The following is a 12,506-nucleotide window of genomic DNA, read 5'->3' as shown; positions in this document are numbered from 1 at the left end:
TTAAAAGGAAATATAAGTAAGTGTTAAGGAGATCATTAATCCGAAACAAGTAATAAATCCAATAATAGGCCCACCTTTTTCAAATGCTTCTGGAAGCATAGTAGAACATACCATTGCAACCAAGCCACCAGCACCAAACGCCTCAATATTTGCTATTGCAACCTCGGAAAAATTTTTAAGGAAAATAAACCCAATTAAACTGCTGATACTTGAAATAAACACGACGCTTGCCCATAAACTGACTATTTTGTTATTCGTAAAGCCTCCCATTTTTAATCCTACTGTAGAAGATAACGCTTCTGGAAAATTACTAATAAATATAGCAAGGATAAATAAAGCATCAACTTTATTGTTTGTAAGAATACTTAAGCCAATGATTAATGATTCTGGAATCGCATCCATTAATGTTCCTGCAAAGATAGCTATGCCAGAATGATTGTCTGTTTTTTTATTGGAACGTTTTCGATTTGCTCCACCTTTTTTGTATAAAAATAGTTCAATAATAGTAAATAGAAAAGATCCACTAAGAAAAGATGAGATGGTAAAACAAAGTCCACTTATATGTAAAGATTCTATTAATAAGTCAAAAGAAGAGGCACCGATTAAAACACCTGTTCCTAACGCCATTAAATAAGCAATAATTTTTTTTGGAATGGTGAAAAAAATACCAATAATAGAACCAATTAACAAGGACATACTTGCTAATGCACCCCAAATCGCTGCTTCTAACATTTTTATTTCTCCTTGTCGTAAGCATTTAGTGAAAAGTGTGTGTCCGAGCGTAAGGACAATCAAGAGAGAAGGTCGTTGGTTTGCTCATGTATCTAAATAAGATCTTCAACGTTGCAGGGAGCTATGTAACATCGCACTTTATTTTCTAAATTATTACCTTTTTGTACAGACATTAAAAGGTAGAATTAGATGGATTATTTACTATTCCCCCATTTATTGACTTGTATTCTTAAGGTATAATGGACAAGCAAAGGAGTACGAGATAATGAAAAACCAAATTATTAGAAATAGTTATATATTACAGGCTTTTTATTTTTTTTCGTTTTTTGGCACTGGGAGTTTACTTCCTTTTTTAGGCGTGTATTTAAATAATTCCATTGGATTGTCCGGCTTTGAAATTGGAATAGTTATGTCAATAGGACCGGTAGTCACTATCTTTTTTCAACCCATTTGGGGAATGATTTCAGATAAAAGAAACAATCCATCAACTATTCTTAGATTATGTACATTTTTTACAGGAATATTCAGTTTAGGATTTCTGTTTTTTGATACATTTCTTTGGATTTTTTTCATAGCAATTATTCTTGCTATTTTTCAAAGTGCGATTGTTCCGTTATCCGACAGCATTACGATTAAATTCACTAGTGATTATAAATTAGATTATGGCCATATTAGAATGTTTGGGGCATTAGGATTTGGTATTGCTGTATTTATAATGGGAAAATTGTCTGAAATAAAGCCTAGTATTATTTTTATTTCTTTTTTTATTTCTTTTCTTATTTGTTCCTTTTCTACAAATAAAATGCCAAAGGCTAAACCAGCAACGAATAATAATCCTTTTAAAGGAATAAAACAGTTGGTTGTCCAAAAAAAATATATGATGTTTTTAGTCGTTACATTTATGATTTTTAGTCCTAACTTGGCTAATAATACTTTTTTTGGTTTATTTGTAGAGAACAGTGGAGGAACGTTTACAGGTATCGGAATAGCCTTTTTAATTGCTGTGTTATCAGAAGTTCCTTTCATGAAGATAGCTGGTAAATGGATTAATAAATTTGGATTATTGGAAATTGCTTTATTATCAGGAATCCTTTCATTGGTTAGGTGGATTTTATATTTCACTGAACCAAATTTGATGATTATATATGCTACTGCGTTTTTACAAGGATTTGGAGTAGGGCTATTTATTCCAGTGGGATTGCAATATGTCAAAAAAATTGCACCCTCACATATGATGGCAACCGCTATTACATTTTATTCTGCCATCGGAAATGGTCTTGGAACTTGGTTTAATACGTTTGTTGGTGGTATTATTTTTGATCAGTTTAATATCTTTTATGTGTATTTATTTTTTTGTGTAGTAACTTCCGTAGGAGTTGTATTAACTATTTTATTACTAAAAATAGAGAAAGCAGAAAAATATATCAACAATAAAGAGATAGTAGAATCAATATAGATAGTGGATAATGAGAAACCGTTTTCTAATAATACTACACTTAGAAGGGACTTTCTCCAATCTTTAAAATGATGAAAACAAATAAACGAGAATGACTTGTCATTGACCTGGAACTGTCTAGGTCGGTGATTTTTATTTTGATTGACGATTTGTAACTAAAATCCGCTATTATCTTATGACGGTTGTCCATCCATTCCTTACACTTGTACATAGTATAGTAAAGAGCAAACGTTGGAGGTGTAAAATATGTCTGGTAATCAATATTATCATCAGTGTTCAAATGGAATTGGAAAATGCGTTCGTATTAGAACACATGATGGCAAAGTACACACTGGCATTATTGATAGGGTAACACGTAATAAAGTGTTTATTCGACCATTAGGAGGAAGTCGCAGAAATTACGGTGGCTTTGGCTTCGGTTATTATAGAGGTTACGGTCCAGGTCCTGGCTGGGGATTTGGTTGGGGCTTTGCAGGGGCAGCTATTGGCATTTCCCTTGGGCTAATTGCAGCTTTAGCATTTATTCCGTTTTTTTAATAATCAGTTAATTAATACCACAGGCATTTCTTTCTGTTTTCATAACAAAAAAGATTGTTCGATTTTATTGTTTAGAAATCAAAAAGAAATGCTTTATCCCTTGAGTTAATATTGCTTATACATAACGAAATTATAAGAAAAGCGGAATCGCCTTGTTCAGCCCAGAAGAAAAATGTTTTCTTGGCTCAAAAAGTGTCATTTACTTTTAGAGACAAGAGGTTATCCTTCACAGGAGCTAGGTGCTGGAGCTAGACACTCGTCTAAGTTGAAAACTTTTATACTTAGAAAAGTAAAATAATTTTTTATAAAATAATAAAGTGCCCATTCCTGACAAGCTTTCCATACATATGATGCTTATGTGTATGAGGGAGGTGGATTAAATGAGTGGTCATCCAGAAGAATATAGAGAAAGTTTTGGTGGAGGGTTTGCTCTACTAGTAGTGCTATTCATTTTATTAATCATTGTAGGTTCAAGCTATATCGGTTGTTGTTATTAATATAAAACAAATAAGGAGTGTTAAATAAATGGCATACGGTTATGGCGGTTACGGTTGTGGAAGTTCATATGGATGTGGTTATGCAGCCCCAGTAGCACCAGTTGCAACAGGTTGTGGTTATGGAAGTGGCTTTGTATTAATTGTAGTATTATTTATTTTATTAATCATCGTTGGTGCAGCTTGGTTATAAGATAATAAATAGGGGACTTTCTTATAAGCCGGCAGCACCGGCTTATAAGATCTCTTTTATTTTTTAGATTTTGGTTTGGAATTTCATGATAAAATATATAAGAGAACACCATTCTATTGATTTGGGAGGGTTTTAGTGAAAATATGTTTAATAAAGCGTTAACCATATTAAAAGAGTATTTTGGTTATGAGCAATTTAGAAATGGACAAGCACAGGTAATTGACTACTTGTTAAATGGAGAAAATGTTGCATGCATCATGCCGACAGGTGGGGGTAAATCGATTTGTTATCAAGTTCCAGCGATGATTTTTAATGGCGTTACCATTGTTATTTCCCCACTCATTTCCTTAATGAAGGATCAAGTGGATACATTAACAGCAGTTGGTATTCCTGCTACGTTTATAAACAGCACTTTACAAATGGTGGAGGTAGAAGAAAGAGTAAATGCAATTAAAGCAGGGAAATACAAGCTTTTATATGTGGCACCAGAACGGTTAGAGGCAGATTTTTTTATCGATATCTTAAACGAAGTCGAAATTCCATTAATCGCAGTGGATGAAGCTCATTGTATATCTCAGTGGGGACACGATTTTCGACCTAGCTATTCTCGACTAGGAAAGATGATCAATAAACTACATAAAAAACCAATAATAGCAGCACTTACTGCAACGGCAACGCCACAGGTTCAAAAAGATATTTGTACACAATTGCAAATAAATGAACAGCATACTGTTATTACTGGATTTGAAAGGAAAAATCTTTCCTTTTCTGTTGTGAAAGGAGAGAACAGATTAACCTATATTGATTCATTTATTTCTAAAAATAAAGAGGAGTCAGGCATTATATATGCAGCGACCAGACAGGATGTCGAAAAGTTGTATGAACGCTTAAAAAAGAAAAATCTGCAGGTGGCAAAATACCATGGGGGTATGCTGGATGCTGATCGAGCAAGAGAACAACAGCGATTTATAAACGACGATTGTTTAATTATGGTCGCAACAACAGCTTTTGGAATGGGAATTGACAAATCAAATATTCGTTACTGTATTCATTATCAGCTCCCAAAAAATATGGAAAGCTACTATCAAGAAGCTGGCCGTGCTGGCAGAGATGGGTTGCCAAGTGAATGTATCGTATTATATTCTGCACAAGATATAAGGATTCAACGGTTTTTGATTGATCAAACGACTAATGACCCGAATAAGCAAAAACAGGATCTTGATAAGCTGCAGGCAATGATCAATTATTGCCATACAGAAGAATGTTTACAAGAATATATTCTTAAGTATTTTGGGGAATTATCTGGGCAGAAATGTGAAAGATGCAGCAATTGTAATGATGACAGGTTGGTTGTAGATGTAACAACAGATGCGCAAAAAGTGCTGTCTTGTATCATACGAATGGGTGAAAGATTCGGCAAAACAATGGTTGCACAAGTTTTAACTGGTTCCCGGAATAAAAAACTGATCGATTTTTCTCTGCATAACATAAAGACATATGGACTAATGAAGGAGCAGTCTGCCAAGGATGTAAGTGATTTTATCGAGTTTTTAATTTCTGACTCTTATATCGAGGTGACAACAGGCACTCTGCCGATACTAAAGGTTACTATTAAAGGAAAAGAAGTATTGTTAGGAAAAAAAACGGTATTACGAAAAGAGCAAGTAGTTGCTAATAAATTGGCTGAAGATAATGTCCTATTTCAACATTTGCGATCCATTAGAAAGAAGATCGCCGAAGAAGAAAACGTTGCCCCGTTTATCATTTTTTCTGATGAAACCTTACGCCTCATTGCAGCAAATGAACCAGCTACTATGAATGAGTTTTCTAACATAAAAGGGGTTGGAGAGTTAAAGCTGAAAAAGTACGGAGAAATAATAATTGAAGCAATTGCTCGTTTCAGAAGTAGTTATCCTGAAGAAAAAGTAGATAAATCAATCGTGCAAACAACTGTTCATTCCACGAAAAGAAAGAAAAAAGAAGCGGTAGAAAATTCTCATTTTATCAGCTATGAGTTATTTCAATCTGGGTTAACCATAAACGAAATTGCAGATCAACGAGAATTAAGCAATATAACGATCGAGAATCATCTTCTTCGCTCAGGAAAAGAAGGGAAAAATGTAGATTGGAGCAAGTTTATTACAGCTTCAGATGAATCACAAGTATTATCTGCAATAAGTCAAGTTGGTGCAGATAAATTAAAGCCAATAAAAGAGTTGGTGCCAGAGCATATTAGCTATTTTATGATCAAAATCGTTTTAGCCAAACTGGAATTGGAAAAACTCAGTCAAAGTAAATAACAAAAATGATTTTAATAAACCGAAAATATAAAGAGCCGAGCATGCTAATAGTTGCACAATTATTAGCATGCATGTATTAATAAAGCGCATCCCTTTTTAAAAAATAGGCTGTTCTCAAAGTTTGTTGTTTTTTACATGGAAAATGGGAGAAAAAGTATTTCTTAGCAGCCTGCATACACGTAGACTCCTGTGGGAATGCGAGAAAGACGAGACCCCACAGGAGCGTATGCGACGAGGAGGCTCGACGCTCGCCCACGGAAAGCGAAGTGTATTTAGGCTTCGGGTTTAAAAACAACAATCTATATGAAAACAGCCAAAAAATATTACTAATTTATTTAATATTGGTCATACTAACTTAAAAAGGGGGCGATTCCAATATTTTTCAATAGAAAAGGGTTAGAAGAAAAACCAGAAGAAGTGTTAATAAATTTAGAGGTATATGCATGTAATTCCTGTAATGGATGGATGAGAAAGGATTTTGCGACAGAAGATTTAAAATGTCCGTTATGCGGAAATGAAACTTCTGTTGAAATGAGAGAATTACCGCAAATAAATAATTGAGGGAAAAAAGAATTGAACCTGCAAACGCCATAGAATCGATAAGATATTCCTTATTGGCAGTTTTCACAGGTTCATTTTTAATTTCACAATCTTCTTGATACACTTCGTTTTAAAGTATTATAAATTATCTCGTTGCTGTTCTATTTCTTTTTTTGCTAACGCTGTATTCGTTTCTTCTATATTTGCCAATGTATCAAGTGAATCTCCTCGAAAACGAGCGTTCAGCGATTTACTTTCTGCATTCAGAATTTGTTGTTTTTTCTTCATTACTTATCACACTCCTAATTAAAGTTTTCGCTTATTAACAAAAAATATGATAGAAAAATATAGAAAATTTTGGAGGGGATTCAGCAGTTGATGATAGAAATTTGCTACAGTAAAAAAATATTCTCATCAGCAGAATAGTAATTTAATAAAATGGAAAAATATACAGCAAATCAATTGATCCAGTATAATGTTTTATTTCCATCGCTTGTAAAAAAAACTTTCCTATAATTTGTATTTCCATTACAATCATAGTTGAAACATATTTTTGAAAACTTAAAAAACGAAAAGGTTGCTAATTTTGAATAATAAAGAAACATTTCTATAATTACGCTTTAACTAGGCGAGAATGATTGGGGGGGGTAAAATGTTAAGTAAACTTATTTTTATGTATAGGAGGATGAATATTGTACAGCACCATTCTTATTATTGTTAGCATACTTTTATTGTATGTTGCAGTGTTTACTTCCTTCGATTTATTTTATTTAGTTAGAAATTCAGAAAAAAATAGTCGATTCTTATTTTTAGCGAGCACTTTTTCTATGGGTTTTGGTTTTTGGATTCTTAGTTTTGTCAGCATGATGGCAAATAATATTTATGCAACAGCTAGTTATGAAATTCCTATTACCATATTATCGATGCTTGTCGGTATTTGTTTTAGTGGAATGGCCTTTTATTCATTATTAGATAAAGAACATAATAAACATCGAATTTATATTGGAGCATTATTTTTTAGTTTTTCGATGTTGTCTGTATTTGTAATTGGATTATATTCAATAGGCAGTACAATTCAGTATCATCTATTTTCATTATTTATTAGCTTTGGGTTATTGTTTGCAGGTTTTTCTTTTTCGATCTGGTTTTCTTTTTATCGAACGAAAAAGTCGATAATCCCTTCTTCTTTTATTAGACCATTTTGTTGTTTTGTAATTACTTTGGTGACGCTGACTAGTCAATATATGTTGCTGAATAAAACAACACCTATTAAATGGAATGAATTATCTCCAGACTATTACAACAGCTTTATTGTCTATGTTGTGTTATTTATTACTATTTTAATTTTAGGTGGGCTAATTGGTACAAGTACGCTCATAACAGAAAAGTTAGCTGTAAGTGATATAAATGTTCGTGATATGAAATATGCCCTTGATGAGTCATCAATTGTAGTATTTACGGATAATAATGGAATGATTACATATGTAAATGATAAATTCGTAGAAATTTCTAAATTTAAGCGTTCCGAATTAATTGGCCAAAATCATCGAATCGTAAATTCAAGTTATCACCCTCCTGAATTTTTTAGAGATATGTGGAAAACGATATCAAAAGGGGATATTTGGAAAGGAGGGATTCGTAATAAGGCAAAAGATGGAACATTTTATTGGGTAGATACAGTAATCGTTCCATTTGTAAATAAAAAAGGTATTCCGTATCAATATGTTTCGATAAGACGAGATATAACGGAACAAAAAAAGGTGCAAATTCAATTAGAAGAAAGTATTAAAGAAGTAAGTGATATTAACTTTGCTCTTGATCAATCTAGCATTATTGCATTTACTGATAGACGCGGGAAAATAACGAGTGTAAATGATAAGTTTTGTAAAATTTCTGGATATTTACGAGAAGAGTTGATTGGAAATGATCATCGTATTGTGAACTCAGGTTTTCATTCGAAGGAATTCTTTCAACAATTATGGACAACAATAGCGAGTGGCGGGGTATGGAAGGGAGAAATTCGCAATAAAGCAAAAGATGGAAGCTACTATTGGGTGGATACAACCATCATTCCATTTCAAGATAAAAACAATAAAATTTATCAATACTTAGCAATTCGAAACGATATAACGGACAAGAAAAGAACAGAGGAAATTCTCCATCGCAAAGATAAACTTGCAGCGGTAGGGCAGCTGGCAGCAGGTGTTGCACATGAAATTCGCAATCCTTTAACATCCATTAAAGGATATACAGAGTTTCTAAGTATGGATGAATTAGACAAAAATCGGCAAGAATTTTTCACTATTATTCTGGATGAAATTGAACGAGTAAATTCTATTGTAGAAGAATTTATGTTGTTATCAAAACCAACTGTTTCGGTACTGGAAAAAAAAGAATTAATTCCAATCATAAAAAATGTTATATCCATACTTGATTACCATTTAAGAAAAAGTAAGAGTAAAATCCATTTTGAATATGACAATGAAGAAGTCGTAATTGAATGTGATGAAAATAAATTAAAGCAAGTGTTTTTAAATTTTTTCAAAAATGCGATAGAAGCGATGCCGAATGGTGGAGACATATTTGTTAAAGTGAAGGTAAAAGAAGAAATTGAGATTATAATAAAAGACACTGGTATTGGTATGGAGAAAGAGCAATTAGAGAAATTAGGAGAGCCTTTTTTTACAACGAAAAAAGATGGTAACGGGTTAGGCTTAATGGTTAGCTTTAAAATAATCGAAAACTTAAATGGAAAAGTTTTTATTGATAGTGAAAAAAATAAAGGAACATCTTTCCATTTAACCTTTCCTCCTGCTTCTTAAATAGGTATAAAGAGGTATAAATCATATTTTTATAGGAGAATAGAATATAATATTTGTATTTTTCAGATGATTAGTCTTTGAACTGTTAAAATATTGTTACATTAGTAACAGATTTAATATCTCCTTGTTCTTTTTGTACGTGTATTTCGTGTTATGATTAGTCCCGTTAGCTTTGTAAAGCTAACCAAGGAGGAATAATCATAATATGAAAAAAATCTTATCATTTATCGCCTGTGCAACGATTACAGCAACTGTTTCTACTGAAGCACATGCAGAGAAAATCACCGTAAATGATGGAGATACACTTTGGAAAATATCTCAACAATATGGTGTTTCCGTAAATGACATAAAAAACTGGAACGAACTAGAAACGGAAATTATTAAACCTAAAGATTCATTAGTGGTATCTAAGGAAAAAACATATAAAGTAGTGAATGGCGATAGCTTATGGACTATTGCGAAAAAAAATAATATTACGGTCGATCAATTAATTGAATGGAATCAATTACAATCAGAACGTATCTTCCCAGGAAATGATTTAATTATTAAAAAAGGGAAGCGTAATAAAAAGAAAGCAAATATAGCTTCAAAATCTGTTAAAGTAATGAAAAACAACAATCTAAATGATAAAAGTAAAGACTTGAAATCAACAGTTGATGCTGAACAATCTAGTGGCAAAGAATTAACGGTAACTGCAACTGCTTATACAGCTAGCTGTGAAGGCTGTTCAGGCATAACGAAAACAGGAATAAATTTAAAAGAAAGACCAAATGAAAAAGTCATTTCCGTAGATCCATCTGTCATACCATTAGGCACAAAAGTGTATGTGGAAGGGTATGGAACAGCAATTGCAGGGGACACTGGCGGTGCAATTAAAGGAAATAAAATTGATGTATTTGTTTCTTCCAATAAAGATGCATTAGATTGGGGAAGAAAAAAAGTAAAAGTTAAAATATTAGACTAAAAAACACCCAAAAATGGGTGTTTTTTAGTCTTGTTTTTCTTTTTGCAAAAGAAATCGTTGAACAGGTTTAGAAATGGATTTGAAATTAGCTTCCAATTTGTCTGATAAATAGCTAATTCTTTCAAAAAGGAGGTGTTTTAACACATCTATCTGTCTTGTGATTTTACTCATATTTGCTTCGGTTGCATCCATTTTTTCTATCAATGTTTGGTGGAAAATTTCCTGCACCTCTAATTTTTCTGTCACTGTTTCATAATTTTTATCCACTTTCTCCATGTTTTTTTGCATTTGATTAGCTATGAAGGTATAGTTTTGAAACTGTTCTCCTAATGAAATAACAGCTTGTTCTTGGTAGGAAACTTGATCGAGAATAGCTTGATTCATAATTGTTTCGTTTGCTAATACGTTTGCATTTTCTTTGATTAAACATTCTATTGCCAAAAGTTTTTCTTGAAAAGACTTAGACATTAATTGATGATTAGCAAAGGATGTTAATAAATTAGATGATAGGCTTTCTTGAGCTAGTAGTTTTTGATTCATTCCATCAAACTTCCCTTGTTGGACATGTTGATTGTCCTTTACAAATTGCTGCAAGTCTAGAATTAAGTGTGTTAATTTATCCATAGTATCATGTTGGCTTTGCATATAATCATGTAAATAATTTTGATGAAATGTCTTTTGATTTGAACTGTCTTCTAATTTCGTTTTAGGTTTATAGACAGTTGGAAAAAGTGATTGCTCCTTTTTGTCTGGCATAGCTCTCCTCCTTTTTTCTTTCGTCTTTTATACTATGTAAAAACAAGCGAAAAGGGGATTCTGCTCCTATTATTGTTTTAGGATGACATTTAAATTAAGGCTGTACATATGGAAAAGCGTTTCGTAGCAGCCTCATACACTTAGACTCCTGTGGGAATGTGAGAAAGACAAGTCCCCGCAAAGGTGTATGCAGGCTACGCGTTTAAAAGCAATAATCTATACGAAAACAGCCTAAATTAAAAAATGGTACTTCTATTTGAGTCATGGATTGGAAGAGGTTTCGATTGATAGAATATGAAAAAACTGTCCTATGTACAATGGACAGTTTTTAAAGAATGAATCGGTTTGTAAAGTATGTATAAGTATTCCAAAATATAGTTTGAATGATCAATGAGAAGAGAAAGTAGTAGATGAGATTTTGCTTAGATAGGAAAGGTATTTTTACATAAATGGAGGGATCCCCTTGCTGAATTCCGATAGAATAGAAGAAATAGATTGAATATCTTGATCATCTAAATTAAAGGCGCTTTTGACTTTATTTTCTAAATCTTTACTTACTTTTCTTTTGCCGACTTCCACTAGTGCAATTAAAGCAAAACTACAATCAACTATTTTTGCAAAATCTCTTTGCGTCATTTCATAATTTTTTCGAAGGAATTTAATTATTTCTTTGTTCATTTATTCACCTCTTCATCTTGCATAAAAGTAAAGTTTAGCAAACATATATAATAAAATAAAGTAAAATGCACTAAACAATGCTAATCCCCTTTATTGTATGTTAATATTCTTTACGATGCTGTTATTTGGCAGGAATTTGCATTACAACTATATCATAAAAAAAGATTCGTAATTATTCAATAAAAAAATTTATATTATAAATAGCAAAAAAAGTGAAATTATTCTTCTTTTGCCGTAAAGTATCGGATATATGTATTTATTAACCATTATTAGGATTAAGAAGATGTGAAGAAAATAATCATTTGTGTAAATTTATTCTTTTAGTGTATAATAATGTTATTAACACAATGGAAAATATATTTATTAAGGTGTGATTACGATTATTTTGTATTTAGTAGTATCTTATTTTATTGGCAATATATTATTTGGGTATTTGGTAGGGAAATTGTTGAAAGGAGTAGATATACGACTTGAAGGCAGCAAAAATGTTGGTGCAAGAAATGCGGGTAGATTATATGGTAAAAAAGCATTTTTCCTCACCTTTTTAGGAGATGCTTTAAAGGGAGCTGTGATGATTGTAATAGGAAAGTATTTTCAATTTTCGAATGAAATCCTATTAATTGCTTTGTTTTTCGTTTGTTTAGGTCATATAAAACCATTGTTTTTCCAATTTAAGGGTGGCAAAGGGGTTTCTACTTTTATTGGAGGGCTAATCGCGTTTGATTTTCTTAGTAGTATTATTATCATGATTAGTTTTTTTGTTTTTTATCTAATTTATAAAAGTTTTACTTTTACCGGTTTTATTGCATTATTTTTAGTTTGTGTTTCTTTGCTTCTTAGAGACGGTACCGTGTTATGTACTGTCATAGCGCTCTTGACATGGTTGATGATTTTTTTGTCTCATCATATTTCTTGGAAAGGATTTATTCCGATTAATAAGCCAGTATAACGATCATTTTTTAGAAATAGAAAAAAGATTATTTCTACACTCTTAACGAAAAAACATGCAAAAAGTAATGGAATATATTATTTAT

13 protein-coding genes are annotated in these 12,506 nt (G+C 32.1%); 9 read left to right on the top strand and 4 right to left on the bottom strand.

All coding sequences use genetic code 11. The annotated features are described in order from the left end of the window. Positions 1-732, bottom strand: a complete 732-nt coding sequence (locus ACTYA4_RS01455) for a ZIP family metal transporter (protein ID WP_443479750.1) — start codon at positions 730-732, stop codon at positions 1-3. Positions 733-997: 265 nt separating this feature from the next. Between ACTYA4_RS01455 and ACTYA4_RS01450 the strand changes: the two genes are divergently transcribed. The 6 genes from ACTYA4_RS01450 (at position 998) to ACTYA4_RS01425 (ending at position 6,273) form a co-directional block, all read left to right on the top strand. After that, entirely contained in the window at positions 998-2,188 is a 1,191-nt protein-coding gene (locus ACTYA4_RS01450; protein ID WP_443479749.1) for an MFS transporter, read from the top strand. Positions 2,189-2,434: 246 nt separating this feature from the next. After that, positions 2,435-2,725 carry a hypothetical protein gene (locus ACTYA4_RS01445; RefSeq protein WP_443479748.1) on the top strand — a complete coding sequence of 97 codons (291 nt, stop codon included), beginning with the start codon at positions 2,435-2,437 and terminating at the stop codon, positions 2,723-2,725. 380 nt (positions 2,726-3,105) lie between these two features. After that, a complete protein-coding gene (locus tag ACTYA4_RS01440; RefSeq protein ID WP_443479747.1) occupies positions 3,106-3,222 on the top strand; it encodes a YjcZ family sporulation protein in 117 nt (38 codons plus the stop codon). Between the two features lie 28 nt (positions 3,223-3,250). Then, entirely contained in the window at positions 3,251-3,412 is a 162-nt protein-coding gene (locus tag ACTYA4_RS01435; protein WP_443479746.1) for a YjcZ family sporulation protein, read from the top strand. A 143-nt stretch (positions 3,413-3,555) separates the two neighbouring features. Beyond that, positions 3,556-5,712 carry a DNA helicase RecQ gene (gene recQ, locus ACTYA4_RS01430; RefSeq protein ID WP_443479745.1) on the top strand — a complete coding sequence of 719 codons (2,157 nt, stop codon included), beginning with the start codon at positions 3,556-3,558 and terminating at the stop codon, positions 5,710-5,712. A 369-nt stretch (positions 5,713-6,081) separates the two neighbouring features. Then, complete coding sequence (locus ACTYA4_RS01425; RefSeq protein ID WP_443479806.1) at positions 6,082-6,273, top strand: cold-inducible protein YdjO-related protein; 192 nt, start codon at positions 6,082-6,084, stop codon at positions 6,271-6,273. Positions 6,274-6,390: 117 nt separating this feature from the next. Here the strand turns inward: ACTYA4_RS01425 and ACTYA4_RS01420 are convergent, their stop codons facing one another. Beyond that, positions 6,391-6,540 carry a hypothetical protein gene (locus ACTYA4_RS01420; RefSeq protein WP_443479744.1) on the bottom strand — a complete coding sequence of 50 codons (150 nt, stop codon included), beginning with the start codon at positions 6,538-6,540 and terminating at the stop codon, positions 6,391-6,393. A 404-nt stretch (positions 6,541-6,944) separates the two neighbouring features. Between ACTYA4_RS01420 and ACTYA4_RS01415 the strand changes: the two genes are divergently transcribed. Together ACTYA4_RS01415 and ACTYA4_RS01410 are read left to right on the top strand one after the other, a co-directional pair. Next, on the top strand, positions 6,945-9,074 hold the full coding sequence (locus tag ACTYA4_RS01415) for a PAS domain S-box protein (protein WP_443479743.1): 2,130 nt from the start codon (positions 6,945-6,947) through the stop codon (positions 9,072-9,074). 205 nt (positions 9,075-9,279) lie between these two features. Continuing rightward, complete coding sequence (locus ACTYA4_RS01410; protein WP_443479742.1) at positions 9,280-10,038, top strand: 3D domain-containing protein; 759 nt, start codon at positions 9,280-9,282, stop codon at positions 10,036-10,038. Positions 10,039-10,062: 24 nt separating this feature from the next. On the opposite strand, the gene ACTYA4_RS01405 is transcribed toward ACTYA4_RS01410, so the two are convergent. Both ACTYA4_RS01405 and ACTYA4_RS01400 read right to left on the bottom strand, forming a co-directional pair. Next, positions 10,063-10,794 carry a hypothetical protein gene (locus ACTYA4_RS01405; RefSeq protein WP_443479741.1) on the bottom strand — a complete coding sequence of 244 codons (732 nt, stop codon included), beginning with the start codon at positions 10,792-10,794 and terminating at the stop codon, positions 10,063-10,065. 441 nt (positions 10,795-11,235) lie between these two features. Beyond that, on the bottom strand, positions 11,236-11,472 hold the full coding sequence (locus ACTYA4_RS01400; RefSeq protein ID WP_443479740.1) for a helix-turn-helix transcriptional regulator: 237 nt from the start codon (positions 11,470-11,472) through the stop codon (positions 11,236-11,238). Positions 11,473-11,857: 385 nt separating this feature from the next. On the opposite strand from ACTYA4_RS01400, the gene ACTYA4_RS01395 reads away from it, so the two are divergent. Then, positions 11,858-12,421, top strand: coding sequence for a glycerol-3-phosphate acyltransferase (locus ACTYA4_RS01395; protein ID WP_443479739.1), 564 nt, complete (start codon positions 11,858-11,860; stop codon positions 12,419-12,421). Positions 12,422-12,506 lie beyond the last annotated feature (85 nt).

It is taken from the genome of Niallia yueguangensis, assembly GCF_052663115.1.
This window is presented reverse-complemented; position numbering and strand designations above follow the sequence as displayed.